We start from the raw sequence: 15,076 nt of genomic DNA, 5'->3' as shown, positions 1-15,076 counted from the left end.
CTTCGGAGCGATTCCTCGCGTCAGTTCAGCATTCCGACCAGCCACACGATTCGCAGGTCTTGCAGCCTTCGGAGTAGTAGAGCGACAGCGAGCCACACGAGGGACACTCGGGGCTCTCGCCGCTGTCGATCATCGCCTGCACGTCGCCCGTCGACCGATCGGTATCGGCTTCCGGTCCGCCGGCCGCGTCAGCCCGCGTACCACCGTCGGGTTCGGTCGCTGCGTCTCCAGTCGTCCCACTCTCGGTTTCTTCACTCGCGATCTCGTCCAAGTTGCGCTGCTGGGGGTAGGTCTTCTCGATCTCACCGTCGAGATACCGCCGCATCGCGGTACCGATGGCGTCCGGAATGGATTGGATCTGCTCGCCCTTGTCCCACGCCACCTTCGGGCTCCGCGTACCGTCAAGTTCGTCGACGATCTCCCCAGGGTCGACGCCCGATCGGAGCGCGGTCGAGATGACCTTCGCGAGCGCCTCGGTGAAGGAGTTCGTGAACCCACCGGAGTGGCCGATGTTGGCGAACAGCTCGAACGGCCGTCCCTGGTCGTCCTCGTTGATGTTGACGTAGAGCTTGCCGTAGCCGGTATCGACGCGCTGGGTCACGCCGTGGAGCACGTCGGGCCGGGGCTGTTTCGCGGCGTAGACCGGCTCGGTGTCGACCACCGATGCGAGGTCGGCGTCGAGCGCCGCGCGGACGTCCTCGTTGTCGAGGAAGCCCTCGATCCCGCCGAACACTTCCTCGATCTGCTCGACGAGGACCGCCGCGGCTTCGCCCTCGTCGGCGAACTCGGCGTTGTCCGCCCGGGTCGTGAGGACCTGCTTCGAGCGCGTGCCGTCCCGATAAACCGTGACGCCCTTTCCACCGTTGTCGTAGATGTATCGGTACACCTCGTCCATGTCTTCCTTGCTCGCGGAGTTCGGGAAGTTGCAGGTCTTCGAGATCGCCGAGTCGACGCCCGCCTGACACGCCACCTGCACACCCGCGTGCTCGATGCCCGAGAGGTCCGAGGTCACGACAAACAGCTCGCCGATGGCGTCGGGCACGCTGTCGAGCCCTTCGACGCCGTCGAATTCGTTGTCTCCCATCTGCTCTTGGGCCTCTCGCTTCACGGCGTCGACATCGATGTCGTTGGCCTCCAGCACTCGGAGGAAGTAGTCGTCGAACTCCACCAGCATCTCGTCGCCCTGGACGTCGTCGGAGACGTTCTTGTAGTAGGCGACGTTGTAAATGGGCTCGCAGCCCCCGGTAGTGTTGCCGACCATTGAGGTCGTGCCGGTCGGGGCGATGGTCGTCGTGTTGTGGTTCCGAATCGGGAACCCGTCGGCCCAGTCGTCGGCCGACTCGCCGGTCTGGGCCTCGAACCACTCGCGGTACGCGGTGGGATCGGCGTACTTCGAGTCCTCCCAGTCCTCGAAGCTCCCGCGCTGTTCGGCGAGTTCGTGGGAGGCGTGCTTCGAGCCGTGGTTGATGTGGCGCATGAGCTGGCGCGCGATCTCGTTGCCCTCCTCGGAGCCGTAGCGCACGCCGAGCTGGATGTACAGCTGGGCGAGCCCCATGATCCCGAGCCCGATCTTGCGCATTTCCCGGACCTTCTGCTCGATCTTCTCGACCGGGAAGTCGCTCATCGTGACGACGTTTTCGAGGAACCGCGTCCCGAGTTCGATCCGACGGTCGAACGCCTCGACGTCGATGGCTTCCTTTAGGTAGGCCTCGATCGCCGCTTCCTGTGTGTCGTACTCGGCGGCGTGCTCGTCGGACCAGACCCGCCAGTCCGGCGCATCGCTTGCGGCGAGCGTCGAGAGATTGATGTGACCGAGGTTACAGGCCTCGTACTCCTCCAACGGCTGCTCGCCACAGGGGTTCGTCGCGAGGATCTCGTGGTCGGGGTGCTCCTCGACGTCGAAGGAGTGTTCCTTGTTCACCCGTTCGAGGTAGATCACGCCAGGCTCGCCGTTCTGGTAGGCCCCGTCGACGATGTGCTCCCAGAGGTCGGCCGCGGGGATCGAGAGTTCCTCGCCGACCTCGACGTGCTCGCCGAGGCCGTAGCAGTCGTAGAGTTCCTTGGTTTCGGCGGTGGCGATGTGCGGCTCCTCGGTCCGAGGATTGGTGAACGTGAACTCGCCGCCCTCTTCGAGCGCGTCCATGAAGTCGTCGGTCACGCCCACCGAGATGTTGAAGTTAGAGAGGTGGCCCTCGACGGCGTTCCGGAGGTGTTCGGGGACTCTGCCCTCGTCGTCGATGAGCTCGCGGGCTTCCTCCAGCGCGTCGACGAACTGGGTATGGGTGAAGTCGTCGGGGTCGTTCAGCCGGAGCGAGTGCGCGAGCGAGACGTCCTTGTTCTTCGCGTGGATGAACTGGATGACGTCGGGGTGGCTGACGCGCATCACGCCCATCTGTGCGCCACGGCGCGCGCCGCCCTGGGCGATCGTCTCGCACATCTGGTCGTACGTCCGCATGAACGTGATCGGTCCCGACGCGATCCCGCCCGTGCTCCCGACGGCGTCGCCGTACGGTCGGAGTTTCCAGAACGCGTACCCCATCCCACCGCCGGACTGGAACACCTGGGCGGCCTCCTTCGCGGTCTCGTGGATGTCGTCGATGTCGTCGCCTGGCGAGTCGACGAAACACGCCGAGAGCTGCTGGAGTTCGTCGCCAGCGTTCATCAGCGTCGGCGAGTTCGGCATGAAGGAGAGGTCCTCCATCGAATCCTGGAACGCGTCGGCGGTTGCTTCGACGTGCTCGCGGATCTCCTCGGGAAGGTCGGGAACCACCGTCTCGTAGGCGAACTTGTTGACGTTGTACGCCGAGAGGGTGGTTTCGGCGTCGTCGTCAGCGGTGGTTCCCTTCCCGAACACTTCGCTCGCGAGATCGTCTCGCCGTGGGTGGTCGGGTTTCAGCTGCTCGGGCGTGACGGTGATCTCGGTGTCCTGGCGTCCGGCCTCGAACACCGCTTCCGCGAGTGCGACGTTGCGCGCCACGCGCTCGAAGAGGTCCTCCTGGGTCTCGACGAGCTCACCGTCGGCATCCTTCCGGAGATAGCGCGCGGGCAGGATGTTGTCGTAGGCGTTGGCGGTCAGTCGCTCTTCGAGGGTGTCACCGTCGGTGCGCTTCACCGGCAGCGTGACCTCGTCGGCCGAGCGGTTCGCGCGACTCACGCGTCCGCCTCCCGGCCGAGAACAGTCGTTCGACAGGCGATACGCGGATCGTGAGAGGGGGGTGTACCAGTCATTTGTAGCGGCGATCTCCTACCGAAGCGAGGGTCATCAACGCTTCGGCATCGGTCTTCGGTCGGCATCGTTTCGGGTCGGGTCGCTGGCGTGATGGCTGTTCGTGCGAGTCTGATGAGACACGCCGAGTTACGGTATTGACGTGCGTCTGGCAGTCTTATAACGGTAGGTAGACCGGAGTGAAAGTAGTTGTCGTCTCGACCGAATCACGGGAGGGAGCGCGGAAATCCACGCGAAGCGAGAGGGGGTTTTCGTCTGGAACCGTCCGCGCGGGTTCAATCGTCGACGACTGCGTACTCGACACCAGGCTCGATTCCGTTGAGAAAGTTCCGGATCACGTCGTGGCCGACGCCGGTGAGAACGCTTTCGGGATGGAACTGGACACACTCGATCGGGTGCTCGCAGTGGCGCACGCCCATCACGAGGTCGTCGTCCGTGTGTGCGGTCACGGCGAAGCAGTCGGGGATTTCGGTGGCGACGAGGGAGTGATACCGGCCGGCGCGAAAGCCCTGCTCCAGCCCCGCAAAGACGCCTCGGCCGTCGTGGTCGATCGCGAACGCCTTACCGTGGACGGGTTCCGGCGCGCGCCCGACCGCCCCGCCGTAGGCGTACACCGCGGCTTCGAGGCCGAGACAGACGCCAAGCGTCGGAACGTCCGGACTCACTTCGCGGAGCACGTCGAGCGTGACGCCCACGTCGCGGTCGTTTTCGGGGTGGCCAGGCCCGGGACTGATCACGATCGCGTCCGGATCGGCGGCCTGGACATCCGCGAGCGAGGCGGTGTTCCGGACGACTTCGGTTTCGGCGTACTCGCTCACGTACTCCACGAGGTTGTAGGTGAACGAATCGAAGTTGTCGACGAACAGCACGCGCGGTCGATCGGCGTCGTCGCCGGCCGGGTGGCCCGCCTCGTGGGGGCGATGGGCGGGCTCGCTCATCGGCTCACCTCCGGCGGTGGCGTCGCGTCCGCGGGCTGCTCGATTCGGTCGAGTGCGGCGAGCACGCCGTCCATCTTGCGCTCGGTTTCCTCGTACTCGCTCGTGGGATCGGAGTCGGCGACGATCCCCGCACCCGCTCGCACGGTGATGCGGTCCGCCGTGGTTCCCTCGCTGGCCACGTGTTCATCCGGTGCGTGATCGATCAGCGCGGTGCGGATCACGATCGCGATGTCGGCGTCGCCGTCCCACGAGAAGTAGCCGACGCCGCCACCGTAGAGGCCCCGCGAGGAGGTTTCGAGGGCGTCGATGATCTCCATCGCCCGGATCTTCGGCGCGCCCGAGAGCGTCCCCATCGGAAACGCCGCGCGCGTCGCGTCGAACGCGTCCGTCCCCTCGGCGAGCCTCCCCGTAACAGTCGACTCGATGTGCTGCACATGGGAATATTTGAGGACGGTCATGAACTCCGCGACGCGTACCGAGCCCGGTTCGCTGACTCGACGGACATCGTTGCGCGCGAGGTCGACCAGCATGGTGTGCTCGGCGCGCTCTTTCTCGTCGGCGAGCAGCTCGCCAGCGAGCCGGCGGTCCTCGACCGGACTCGCGCCCCGCGGACAAGTACCGGCGAGCGGGTTCGAGACCACTTCGTCGCCCCTGACGGAAACCAGGGTCTCGGGACTCGCACCCACCACCGATCGATCGCCGTATTCGAGGAGGTACATGTACGGCGAGGGATTGATATCGCGGAGCGCGGCGTACAGCCCGCGCGGGTCGACCTCGCCGACGAGTTCGCGGGCACGCGAGAGCACCACCTGATAGCTGTCGCCGTCGAGGACATGCTCCTTCCCGCGCTCCACCGCCGCCTCGTACGTCTCGCGCGACCCCGCAGTTTCCTGCTCGCGGACGAACCCACCCGGATCGACCGTCGCATCGTCGAGGACCCCGCGGACCAGCTCGGCTTCGCGCACGAGGGCGTCGTGGACCGTGCCTGCATCGTCGCCTGGCCGGACGAGCGGGGTGCACACCAGCGACACCGCGTCGGCGGCGTGATCGAACGCGAGGGTCTTCGTGGTCAGGACGAACTGCGCGTCGGGCATCCGCGAGTCGGGCCGCTCGACGCCCACCTCGTCGAGATGGAGATCGTACACCGCGTCGTAGGCCAGAAAGCCCACGAGGCCGCCGTCGAGCTGCTGGCGGTCGGTCGCGGGGAAGTTCACGCGCTCGACGTCCGACAGCGCGTCCCGGAGCCGGTCGAGCACGTCACCCCCACCGGGATCGACGAGGTCCGCGTATCGCGCGTCGAACACGTCGACCGCGGTTCCGTCGGGATCGAGAGTGACGGCGGCCGCCGGGTCGTACCCGACGAACGAGTAGCGCGCGTGGCGTTCCTCGTCGGCGGGGGCGAACGCGCCGTCGGGATCGCTCGACGCGAGCTTCTCGCCGCTTTCGAGGAGAAAGGTATGTGCCGCGTCCGACGCATCCGCGAGCGCCGCGTACGCCGCCAGCGGCTCGACGTCGACATCGAGATCGACCGTCGTTCGGACGACCGCCGGTCGGTCGGCGTCCTCGGCGAGGGAGACGAACTCCTCGCGGTCGAGGGATAGTCCGTCTTCGCTCATGTCGTCACCGGCTGCGAGGCAGTCGCCTGATCGACGAACTGCCGGATCGCTGTGTGGTCTTTCACGCCCCCGCTCCGTTCCGTTCCGCTCGAAACGTCCACGCCGAAGGGATCGACCGTTCGAACTGCATCGGCGACGTTCTCGGGCGTGAGGCCGCCCGCAAGCAACACCGGAACGTCGAGGTCGGTGACGACCGTCCGGGCACGATCCCAGTCGTGGGTTTCGCCCGTCCCACCGGCCCCCTGTTCGTCGGTCGAGTCGAGCACGAGCGCGTCGGCGACCGTCGCGTACTGGTCGAGGTCGTCGCTGGCCGCATCGACGCCAGCCAGCACCCGGGCGTCGGTGCGGTCGGCGAGCGCCGCCACCTCGTCGGGCGAGCAGTCATGAACCTGGATCGCGTCGGGATCGACCCGTTCAGCGAGTTCGACTCCCGCACCGGGCGTTTCGGGCATCGTGACGAGTACGCTCGTGACTCCTTCCGGAACACGTTCGACGAGTCCGGCGGTGCGGGCGGGCGCGAGTTCGCGCGGCGTCTCGATCGGCACGCCACAGACGAACCCAACCATGTCCGCGCCGGCCTCGATGGCGGCGTCGAGGTCGGATTCGCGGGTCAGCCCGCAGATCTTCACGCGGGTCATGCGGTCTCGCCCGCAATCGCCTCGTCGGTGGTCCGGAGCGCGGCGAGCTTCTCGGCCGCGTGCCCCGCGTCGATAGCCTCACGGGCGCGCTCGACGCCCGCCATGAGTGAGTCGGCAGCGCCGGCGACGTAGATCGCCGCGCCGGCGTTCGCGAGCACGATGTCGCGCTTCGCGCCGCCGACGTCGCCGGTGACGATCCCTTCGAGATCGCGGGCGTTTGCGGCGGGCGTACCGCCGGCGACCGCATCGAGTTCGTACGTCGCGAGGCCGAGATCGTCGGGCGAAATCGTGTACTCCTCGATCACCTCGCCCCGAACCTCGGCGACAGTGGTTTCGTCGTGGACACAGATCTCGTCCATCCCGCCACCGTGAACCACGAGCGCGCGTTCGACGTCCAGCTGGGCGAGCGCACGGGCGAGCACCGGAACGAGGTCGGGATCGTAGACGCCGACGACCTGGGCGTCCGCGCCCGCCGGGTTCGTCAGCGGCCCGAGCACGTTGAAGAGTGTCCGTATCCCGAGCTCCTTCCGTGGGCCGATGACCGCTTTCATCGCAGGATGGAACACCGGCGCGAGCATGAATCCGATCCCACGCTCCTCGATCGAACGTTCGACTTCACCGGGTTCGGCGTCGATCGTCACGCCGAGTTCGTCGAAGACGTCGGCGCTGCCCGACGACGACGACACCGAGTAGTTGCCGTGCTTGGCGACGTTCACGCCCGCGCCAGCGGCGACGACCGCGCTCGTGGTCGAGACGTTGATCGTGTCGTGGGCGTCGCCGCCCGTCCCGCAGGTGTCGACCACGGGCCGGCAGTCGGGATCGATAGTGCGGGCGGCACCGCGCATCCCCGCCGCGAAGCCCGCGATCTCGGTCTCAGTCTCGCCTTTCGTCCGCAGCGCCGTGAGCAAGCCCCCGATCTGTGCGTCGCTCGCCCCCTCGAACACCGCCGTACTCGCCGCACGCGCGTCTGCAAACGAGAGGTCCTCGCCGTCGGTCGCACGCTCGATGTACTCTTGCATTGTGGATCGCTAATGTACGGTTCCGCGTTGTAATGGACAAGATCGTACATCTACTTAACCGTACCGGCTGCAAGCCGGACGAGCGACCGCCGCCGGGCGCTCGTTCCGAAACGTTCAATTGCATCCGTATGCGATATCGGGGTACGCACTCGACGGGTTCGTGGTCTAGGCTGGTTATGACACCTCCTTGACATGGAGGAGGCCGGCGGTTCAAATCCGCCCGAACCCATCTTCTGACGACACAATACGACGAGCGGAGCGAGTCGTCAGCGCCGTCGAAGTGGTGATGGCGGATTTGAATCAGGGAGTGAAGCGAAGCGGAACGACCGTGGTTCCAACGCCGCCCGAACCCATTCGTTTTCTGCTGTCGCACTCATCGGATCGCGGTCGGAAATAGAGACAGCGAGCGATTTGGTTTCGACGAATGAATAGACGGGTTCCGAACGCCAGAGAGCATCAGTCACTCCACGAACCCGTGGACAACTGTTTTCATCTCCGTGCTCGAACCCGCGCGTATCCGCAACAACGAGAGATGATTTACGATGGGTGATGCAGGACCGGATTCGTCACTGCAAGCGGCGGTCGACGAAGCGTTAGAGCGGAGCGATGGCACGGAAGTCGCAGCGCTCGTCGAGACCCTCCCGTCGGCGTCAGTCGAGACTCGCAAAGCGTGTCTTCGATCGCTGAAAGCCGCCGTGACCGATGATCCAGCTCCAGTAGAGCCAGCCCTCCCGGCATGCGAAGCGCTGCTCGAAGACGCCGAGCGCTCGGTGCGGCTGACCACCACAAAGCTGTTCGTCGCCGTCGCGGAGGCCGTCCCCGAAGCGGTCGTTCCGATGGTGCCGGCGCTCGCCGATCGGTTGGCCGACGAGGAGGAGTTCTACTACGTTCGCGCCCGCTCGGCGGAGGCGCTGGGGTACGCGGCGCTCGAACATCCCGACATCGTTGTCTCACCCGAGTTACTGGCGGACCTCAGGATCGGGTTGTCGTTCGACGAATCCGAGGTGAAGGAGAAACTGGCGAAGACCCTCGAACACGTCGCGCTGGGCGATCCGGAGAGACTCAGACACCACGTTCCGGCCCTCGCCGACCACCTCGACGACGAGAACGTCCTCGTGCGCTACCATCTGAGTACGGCGCTGACGGTCGTCGGCTGTGAGCACCCCCGACGGCTCGCCGAAGCGAGCGACGCGCTCGGCGCACGGCTGGCCGACGAGAATGCCCACGTCCAGGGACGGGCTGCCGAGGCACTCGGCCTGCTCACACACTCGGAAGCCGACGTGTCGCTCTCGGAGCCACTCGCGGAACTGGGCGACGACGGAGAGCCATTCGTCGCCAAGCGAGTCCGCTTCGCCCTCACGCTCAACGGACCCGACAACGGGAACGAACAGCCCGAGACGGACAACGGGATCGGCAGCATCGACGCGATACGGGAAACGACCGACGAGGCTGTGTCGGAGATCACGGCACCCGACGGCGACGGGTGCCCCCACTGTGGACTGACACTCCCCGAGGGTGGTCCACCGATGTGCCCGCAGTGTGGTGCACCGTACTGAATTTTGTGTCGTTTTTGGCTATCCGAAAAATCGGAATGGCTAAGTAGTTTTAGGCAAGCCTAAGCCGCATGGAAGACGAGTCCGCGGTGCGTGAGGGACAGACGCGGCGCGACTGCGTGAAGTACGGCGGCGCAGTCATCGCCGGCGGCCTGCTCGCAGGATGTACCGGCGGGAGTGGTTCCGGTACGGGCGCAAACGGTTCGACTGGCTCCGACAGTAGCAATACGACCACCAGCGGAGGAGAAACGGCTGGCTCGTCCGACTCTGAGAGCGAAAACGCGACGAGCGGCGGCGGAGAAAGCTCGTACTCGGTGACGATGGCCCCGATGGGTGACGTCGCATTCGAGTCGGTGCCCGAGCGGTGGGCCTGTTACAAGGAGGGCTATGGAGAGATGGGTATCGCACTCGGGATGGGCGACGGACTCGCCGGTATCGATCGCCCTTCGGAGGGACTGGCGGTGCTGAAGGAACTGTACTACGACGAACTGCCGGGGTTTTCGCTCGACACCGACTCGATGGCGAACATCCGGGCGAACGGCGAGAGCATCGACAAGGAGATCTTCTACGAGGTCGATGCGGACCTCCATCTGATGGACCCGAACCTCCCGGCCATCTACTTCGACTGGAAAGAAGGGGATGTCGAAGAGATCGGAGAGAACGTCGCGCCCTTCTTCGGGAATTTTATTCGCCGCAAGCGCGACGAATCGTGGGGCGAACCCTACGAGTTCTACACGCTGTACGAGGCCTTCGAGAAGGTGGCGAAGGTGTTCAAGCGCGAGGAACGCTACGAGGCGTTCGCCGCGCTCCACGAGGAGTTTCGGAAGAAGGTCCGTTCCCGACTCCCGCCGGAAAGAGAGCGCCCGAAGATCGGATTGCTCAACGGTGGGTCCGATCCCTCGAAGGGGAAATTTTACGCCATCGACCCCACCGCGAAGGGCTACGAGATGAAACACTACCGCGACGTCGGTGTTCGGAACGCGTTCGCGGGCGTGGACACCGGTGAGAACGGGATGATCGACTACGAGACACTGCTGGAGGTCGACCCGAAGCAGATATTCATTCACTGGGGTGTGCTCAACTCCGACGAGGAGTTTCGAAACCAGTACTTCGAACCCATGAAACAGGATTCAGTCGGCCAACAGCTGACGGCCGTACAAAACGATCGGGTGTTCAAAGGCGGTACCGGCGAGCAGGGGCCGATCACGAACCTGTTCCAGACCGAGTTGCTCGCTCAACAGCAGTATTCCGAGGCGTTCCCGACCGACGAGAAGCTGTTCGACCGGCAGCGCGTCGCGGACATCGTCAAAGGTAACCAGTAAGATGACCACGCTTCCGGAGGAAACGCCGGCGAACGATTCGTCCTCTCCAGTCGATCACGACGTTGCCGTCGCTGGGGGTGGTGCTGCGGGCCTGGCCGCAGCGGTGTTCACTGCTCGGTATGGACTCGACACCGTCGTCTTTGACGGCGGGAAAGCCGCGATCACCCAGTGCGCTCACATCGAGAACTATCTCGGATTCCCGGGCGGAATCGCTCCCGACCGCTTCCTCGAACTCGGGCGGGCACACGCCACTCACGAGGGAGCCACGATGGTCGACGAGCGCGTTACGGCAGTCGATCGCCACGACGCGTCCGGCTTCGTCGTCGAGACGACCGACCAACCAGTCGTCGCTGACCGGGTCGTCATCGCGGCCGCCTACGACGCCGAAGTCCTCGATCGGCTCGCAGAGGAACTCCCGAGTCCCGATCCGTTCGCGCCCACCGAGGGAGGGCGAACGAACGTCGACGGACTGTATGTTGCGGGCTGGATGAGCGACGAGACAGTCCACCAGGTCGGCGTCAACGCCGGCCATGGAGCCCGGGCTGGTCTCGCACTCGCCCGCGACGACATGAGCGAGCGCTACTGGCCGGCGGTCGGTGACCGCTACGTCGACTGGGTCGTCCATGATGGACGCTACGGCGGCGACGGCTGGGACGAGCACGTCGACGAGTGGTTCGACGACGAGATGCTTCCCGAGGAGCACGACCTCGACAAGACGACGGTCGACGCTGCTCGCACCGATCTCAAAACGGAGTTTCTGGGTCGGTGTATCGACACCGAGGAACGCCGTCGACGCGACCGGGACGGACAACGGCAGTTACTAACCCACCTCGACGACGATCTCATCCGTGAGCACGCAGAAACCCTCGATCAACGACCATGACAACTGAATCGGACCACCACAGCGCGTACGGCGTCGTCATCGTCGGTGGAGGTGTGGCCGGTCTATCGGCGGGAACCTTCACCGCTCGACACGGCCTCAATACACTCATTATCGACGCCGGCGAGTCACTCCTCCGACGAAACGCTCACCTCGAAAACTATCCAGGCTTTCCCGCCGGCATCAACGCCCGCCTCCTGCTGGAGATGATGCAGGAGCAGGCCGACAACGGCGGTTGTGACCGCCAACAGACGGAAGTGACAGTCGTCGAGACGACGTCCGAGGGGTTCGCCGTCGAAACAGCCGGCGGGGATCGCTATCACACCGAGTACGTGATCGCCGCGACGAAGAACACCACCGATTACCTCGCGGGTATCGAGGACATCGGAATCATCGATCGCGGGAAGACGTACGTCGATACGGACGAACGAGGCCGAACCGGCGTAGAGGGGCTGTACGCCGCCGGACGACTCGCCGAGAAACCCCATCAAGCGATCGTGAACGCCGGCCACGGTGCCGAGGTTGCCGTCACGCTACTGGAGGACGACGATCGGCCGTTCTACCACGACTGGGTCGCCCCGGACGGCTACTTCACCGACCGCGGGCGGGACCTGCCGCCCGGCTGTGAAGAGATCGACGATCGAGAGCGCCGACGACGGGAGGACGAATCGCGAGAGACGATACGAGAGTACGTCGCCGAACCCCATCCGGACGAGCAACGCACACACCCGAGCCTACGAGAAGAGTAGCTCCACCCACCCCCCACGTCGCCTCCAGCGCTGGATGAGCTTACACGACCAGAGCGATGGCACAGGATCGTGCCCGAGCAAACACCCGTCTGTCGTCAGGTTTGGCGGTGGCGTTCCCGGCCCGTCGAACGATCATCCCACTAGCTGAGCAGGGCGACGATGAGGATGCCGGCAGTGAACACCAGCGTAGCGATCGTTCCGAGGAGCAACAGGGCACGGCCAGTCGACATACCCGCCGTTGGTGCTGAGCGGTGAAAGGCTCCCGCCATTCGGCCAGGTTCGGCGGACGGCAAAGGCCTTTAGCACTCGGCTTCGTGGACGATACGATGATCTCCGGATCGACGTGTCCCGAGTGTGGCGGTCACGTGACGACCGAGGACGGACTCGGCTACGTCTGTGAGGACTGTGGGACCGAGTTCGACGTGGCCGATCTCTTTGTTCACTGACCGGGATTCCGAAACCCTTTTTCAGTCGCTCGGCGTCGATCCGGACGGGCCGCCTTAGCTCAGACTGGGAGAGCACTCGACTGAAGATCGAGCTGTCCCCCGTTCAAATCGGGGAGGCGGCATTTTCCTGCGACCAACGAGAGCAGTGAAAATGCTCCCGACCCGATTCGAGCACGCCAGTCGCAGCCCCGGAATGGCGAACGGAGTGAGCCACATGCCCGGAACGTCTGGCATCTGTTCGAATTCGGGAGACGGCACTCTACTTCAAACCCACATGCCCGTTGTATAAATCCTAAGAGGCATCCAGCGGCAGCCTCACAGGGGGTGGACGCGTGAACAACACCGGCTCCATCTGCGGGCGCGTGCCTGATGTGTGGAGAGCACCGCGACCTTGGTGTCCTCGTGTAGATGTCGAACTCGTTTCAGACCTCGGTCGTGTGGCCCGATTCAGCCCGTTAGTGGTGTTGACGTTGCGTGGGGTTGTGTTCAAAGTGCTGTCCGTCGACCGGACGTTCGCAGGTGGCTCGGGGTCGAAATTTCACGGCGCTTGACGATTGCGATGAGGCCGCTGGTTGGGTTGACGACTGAATACTCGGCTGGTTTCTGCCGTCCAGACGTTCAGTCCCACGGTGCTGGGAGGTGGCTGATGGGGTCAGAATGATGACGGAAACCGACCGGAATTCGTCACAACGACACAATGATATCTATCAATGGTGGAGAACACCGAGGAACTCCATGCACTCATCGGTCGAGATGACGAACTAGCTGGTTCGTTGGCCGTCGTGCTCGATGTTGCAGAATCCGGTGACGGAACCGTCGCGTGGAGCGATGTCAACGCCGACATCGCTGATGCGTAGTGGGGTCGTCTCCTCGGAACAGGCGTACTGATCGAGGCAGGCGACCGGTTCGTCATCGATGGCCCAGTCGCAGTCACCGAAGCACTAGAGAACACGGAGGGCCCCAACAGCAGCACAGAACGAGGACACAGGGTGGTCGGTATCCGACAAAATGGCAGGAGTTGGCGCAGTTGGTCTCGCTCTCGGCTATCGGCTTCCCGTCATCCGTGACTCAGTCGGGCCGCTGGTCGATGCCCCCCTCGCGCCACTGGAGGCAATACTACCGTTCTATCTCGTGGTGTTGGTACTGGCAGCAGGGACGGGCCTCGTTTCGATCGGCATCCAGTCGCGGATGATGGACTACGAACGGATGGGCGAGCGCCAAGAGCGGATGAGTGCCATCAGCGAGCGACTGAAAGACGCCAAAGAGCGTGGTGACGAGGACGCTGTCGAACGAATGTAGGAAGAACAGATGGCTGTGATAACCGACCAATTAGGAGGGTTCATCCGGCTGCTTCGTCCGTTGGCGTGGACGATGCTGTTCACGGTGCCAGTACTCCTCTGGCTCTACTGGCTGATGCTCTCGCCCGCTCAAGCGGTGACGCCAACAGCGATGGTGTTCCCGATCCTTGGCCGAATTGCGTGGACCGCGAAAGTCATCGGACCGATGCAGGCATAGCTGCTCTGGTACATGATCTGCTCGGTCACCTCGCGTCAGTTCATCCAGAAGACGTTCAACATCCGGACGAGTCCGACGTAGCGTACTCGTGGCTCGGCGTTTAAGTGGTTCTGGCGACAAGGTGAAGATACGAGAGGCTACACGCGGCGGTTCTCCTTACAACGTGATTCCCGAAAGCAGCGCATAGACATCGTTCGGACGAACTTGATCGTCGCAAGCACCTGATTCAGTCCTGTTGCGGCGCTCAGGCTCAGCCCGGGCGTTGTGGCCAGAGAGGTGTACTGTGACTCGGTAGGGAAGTCGATACGACGGCGATCCGGCTGATCTCGTCGCTGTCAGAACACTCCGCAGGAAAGCAAGAAAACGGATTGTTTGTGGAGAAGGTAGTGGTGCGCCAACCGTCGATTGATGGGCTCTTTGTTGCGGGAGTCCGAGAACGGCTCGCTTTCTGATAGAATCGGTGTGCGAGATGGAGAGACTGTAGCCAGCAAGAGGGTCACGATGAATCCACTGAGCCGATATCTGCTGGTATAGAGCAATTGTAACCGATAGTATCTCTTATCAACCAATGATGAGTAGATCAACTATTCTGTAACGGATCCGGTCAATTTGGCGAGATTCCGAAAATCGATTTGGAGAAAAGACGGAAAGTGATCATCCTTTAGGCCGCTCGTCGCCGTTGAGTTCGAAGCCAACGGTTTGGTCCTTGTTCAGGTTGGTCTGCTTCGACTTGCCCTGAGCAACAACGGTGTATTTGCCCTGAGGCAGCGTGACGTTGACCTGTCCAGCGCTGTCGGTGAATCCGCTGAAGACCTGGTCCTTGGTCTTGTCGTTGATGATCGTAACTGCCGTGTTGTCGAGAGCCTCGCCGTCGGACGATACTTCAACGTCGAGCGAGCGTTGACCCGGATGATCACTTACAGGTGCTTCTTTACTCGTTGGTGAGACAGCAACATCAGCGGCCGCCGTGTGGCCAATTATCAGAACCATCAGAGAGACTGCCACGAGAACACAAAGCTGTGGCCTTCTCTTCATGTAGTGTGATACTTACTATATTTCTGACGTCTAATAAAGATACCGTATCAAAATCCGACATAACCCATTACAGAAAGAGACATGTCAGAGCAGGTTGAGACCACATTCCACGCAACTGTACCTGGGTGTACGCCGAGAA

At 63.6% G+C, this 15,076-nt stretch carries 13 protein-coding genes and 2 tRNA genes; 9 read left to right on the top strand and 6 right to left on the bottom strand.

Annotated features, from left to right (window positions below; all coding sequences use genetic code 11):
- Positions 1 to 25 precede the first annotated feature (25 nt).
- The 5 genes from C449_RS15470 to trpD form a co-directional block, all read right to left on the bottom strand.
- Complete coding sequence (locus tag C449_RS15470; protein WP_006078978.1) at positions 26 to 3,154, bottom strand: adenosylcobalamin-dependent ribonucleoside-diphosphate reductase; 3,129 nt, start codon at positions 3,152 to 3,154, stop codon at positions 26 to 28.
- Positions 3,155 to 3,501: 347 nt separating this feature from the next.
- Entirely contained in the window at positions 3,502 to 4,164 is a 663-nt protein-coding gene (trpG, locus tag C449_RS15465; RefSeq protein WP_006078977.1) for an anthranilate synthase component II, read from the bottom strand.
- Positions 4,161 to 5,780, bottom strand: a complete 1,620-nt coding sequence (trpE, locus tag C449_RS15460) for an anthranilate synthase component I (protein ID WP_006078975.1) — start codon at positions 5,778 to 5,780, stop codon at positions 4,161 to 4,163. The genes trpG and trpE overlap by 4 nt, the downstream gene beginning before the upstream one ends.
- Positions 5,777 to 6,418, bottom strand: a complete 642-nt coding sequence (locus C449_RS15455; RefSeq protein ID WP_006078974.1) for a phosphoribosylanthranilate isomerase — start codon at positions 6,416 to 6,418, stop codon at positions 5,777 to 5,779. The genes trpE and C449_RS15455 overlap by 4 nt, the downstream gene beginning before the upstream one ends.
- On the bottom strand, positions 6,415 to 7,437 hold the full coding sequence (gene trpD / locus C449_RS15450) for an anthranilate phosphoribosyltransferase (protein ID WP_006078973.1): 1,023 nt from the start codon (positions 7,435 to 7,437) through the stop codon (positions 6,415 to 6,417). The genes C449_RS15455 and trpD overlap by 4 nt, the downstream gene beginning before the upstream one ends.
- 154 nt (positions 7,438 to 7,591) lie before the next feature.
- Between trpD and C449_RS15445 the strand changes: the two genes are divergently transcribed.
- The 9 genes from C449_RS15445 (at position 7,592) to C449_RS19020 (ending at position 13,902) form a co-directional block, all read left to right on the top strand.
- Positions 7,592 to 7,666, top strand: a tRNA-Val gene (locus C449_RS15445).
- A 313-nt stretch (positions 7,667 to 7,979) separates the two neighbouring features.
- Positions 7,980 to 8,993, top strand: coding sequence for a HEAT repeat domain-containing protein (locus C449_RS15440; protein WP_006078972.1), 1,014 nt, complete (start codon positions 7,980 to 7,982; stop codon positions 8,991 to 8,993).
- Between the two features lie 68 nt (positions 8,994 to 9,061).
- Entirely contained in the window at positions 9,062 to 10,312 is a 1,251-nt protein-coding gene (locus C449_RS15435) for an ABC transporter substrate-binding protein (RefSeq protein ID WP_006078971.1), read from the top strand.
- 1 nt (position 10,313) lies between these two features.
- Positions 10,314 to 11,195: an FAD-dependent oxidoreductase gene (locus C449_RS15430; protein ID WP_006078970.1), complete on the top strand. Its 882-nt coding sequence runs from the start codon at positions 10,314 to 10,316 to the stop codon at positions 11,193 to 11,195.
- A complete protein-coding gene (locus C449_RS15425; RefSeq protein WP_006078969.1) occupies positions 11,192 to 11,941 on the top strand; it encodes an FAD-binding protein in 750 nt (249 codons plus the stop codon). The genes C449_RS15430 and C449_RS15425 overlap by 4 nt, the downstream gene beginning before the upstream one ends.
- A gap of 494 nt (positions 11,942 to 12,435) precedes the next feature.
- A tRNA-Phe gene (locus tag C449_RS15420) sits at positions 12,436 to 12,509 on the top strand.
- A 588-nt stretch (positions 12,510 to 13,097) separates the two neighbouring features.
- Positions 13,098 to 13,244, top strand: a complete 147-nt coding sequence (locus C449_RS18145; RefSeq protein WP_161606463.1) for a hypothetical protein — start codon at positions 13,098 to 13,100, stop codon at positions 13,242 to 13,244.
- A 151-nt stretch (positions 13,245 to 13,395) separates the two neighbouring features.
- Positions 13,396 to 13,686, top strand: a complete 291-nt coding sequence (locus C449_RS19025; RefSeq protein WP_049914316.1) for a DUF106 domain-containing protein — start codon at positions 13,396 to 13,398, stop codon at positions 13,684 to 13,686.
- A 9-nt stretch (positions 13,687 to 13,695) separates the two neighbouring features.
- On the top strand, positions 13,696 to 13,902 hold the full coding sequence (locus C449_RS19020) for a hypothetical protein (RefSeq protein WP_049914314.1): 207 nt from the start codon (positions 13,696 to 13,698) through the stop codon (positions 13,900 to 13,902).
- A gap of 654 nt (positions 13,903 to 14,556) precedes the next feature.
- Here C449_RS19020 and C449_RS15405 read toward each other — a convergent pair.
- Positions 14,557 to 14,892 carry a hypothetical protein gene (locus C449_RS15405; protein ID WP_006078967.1) on the bottom strand — a complete coding sequence of 112 codons (336 nt, stop codon included), beginning with the start codon at positions 14,890 to 14,892 and terminating at the stop codon, positions 14,557 to 14,559.
- Positions 14,893 to 15,076 lie beyond the last annotated feature (184 nt).

The sequence above is a fragment of the Halococcus saccharolyticus DSM 5350 genome (assembly GCF_000336915.1).
GTDB lineage: Archaea > Halobacteriota > Halobacteria > Halobacteriales > Halococcaceae > Halococcus > Halococcus saccharolyticus.
This window is presented reverse-complemented; position numbering and strand designations above follow the sequence as displayed.

Bases quoted from the DNA above. Each gene is read 5' to 3' on its own strand.
- C449_RS15455 (WP_006078974.1), bottom strand. From the start codon at position 6,418: ATGACCCGCGTGAAGATCTGCGGGCTGACCCGCGAATCCGACCTCGAC.
- trpG (WP_006078977.1), bottom strand. From the start codon at position 4,164: ATGAGCGAGCCCGCCCATCGCCCCCACGAGGCGGGCCACCCGGCCGGC.
- C449_RS19025 (WP_049914316.1), top strand. From the start codon at position 13,396: ATGGCAGGAGTTGGCGCAGTTGGTCTCGCTCTCGGCTATCGGCTTCCC.
- C449_RS15435 (WP_006078971.1), top strand. From the start codon at position 9,062: ATGGAAGACGAGTCCGCGGTGCGTGAGGGACAGACGCGGCGCGACTGC.
- C449_RS15430 (WP_006078970.1), top strand. From the start codon at position 10,314: ATGACCACGCTTCCGGAGGAAACGCCGGCGAACGATTCGTCCTCTCCA.
- C449_RS15425 (WP_006078969.1), top strand. From the start codon at position 11,192: ATGACAACTGAATCGGACCACCACAGCGCGTACGGCGTCGTCATCGTC.
- C449_RS15440 (WP_006078972.1), top strand. From the start codon at position 7,980: ATGGGTGATGCAGGACCGGATTCGTCACTGCAAGCGGCGGTCGACGAA.
- C449_RS18145 (WP_161606463.1), top strand. From the start codon at position 13,098: ATGGTGGAGAACACCGAGGAACTCCATGCACTCATCGGTCGAGATGAC.
- C449_RS15405 (WP_006078967.1), bottom strand. From the start codon at position 14,892: ATGGTTCTGATAATTGGCCACACGGCGGCCGCTGATGTTGCTGTCTCA.
- trpE (WP_006078975.1), bottom strand. From the start codon at position 5,780: ATGAGCGAAGACGGACTATCCCTCGACCGCGAGGAGTTCGTCTCCCTC.
- trpD (WP_006078973.1), bottom strand. From the start codon at position 7,437: ATGCAAGAGTACATCGAGCGTGCGACCGACGGCGAGGACCTCTCGTTT.
- C449_RS19020 (WP_049914314.1), top strand. From the start codon at position 13,696: ATGGCTGTGATAACCGACCAATTAGGAGGGTTCATCCGGCTGCTTCGT.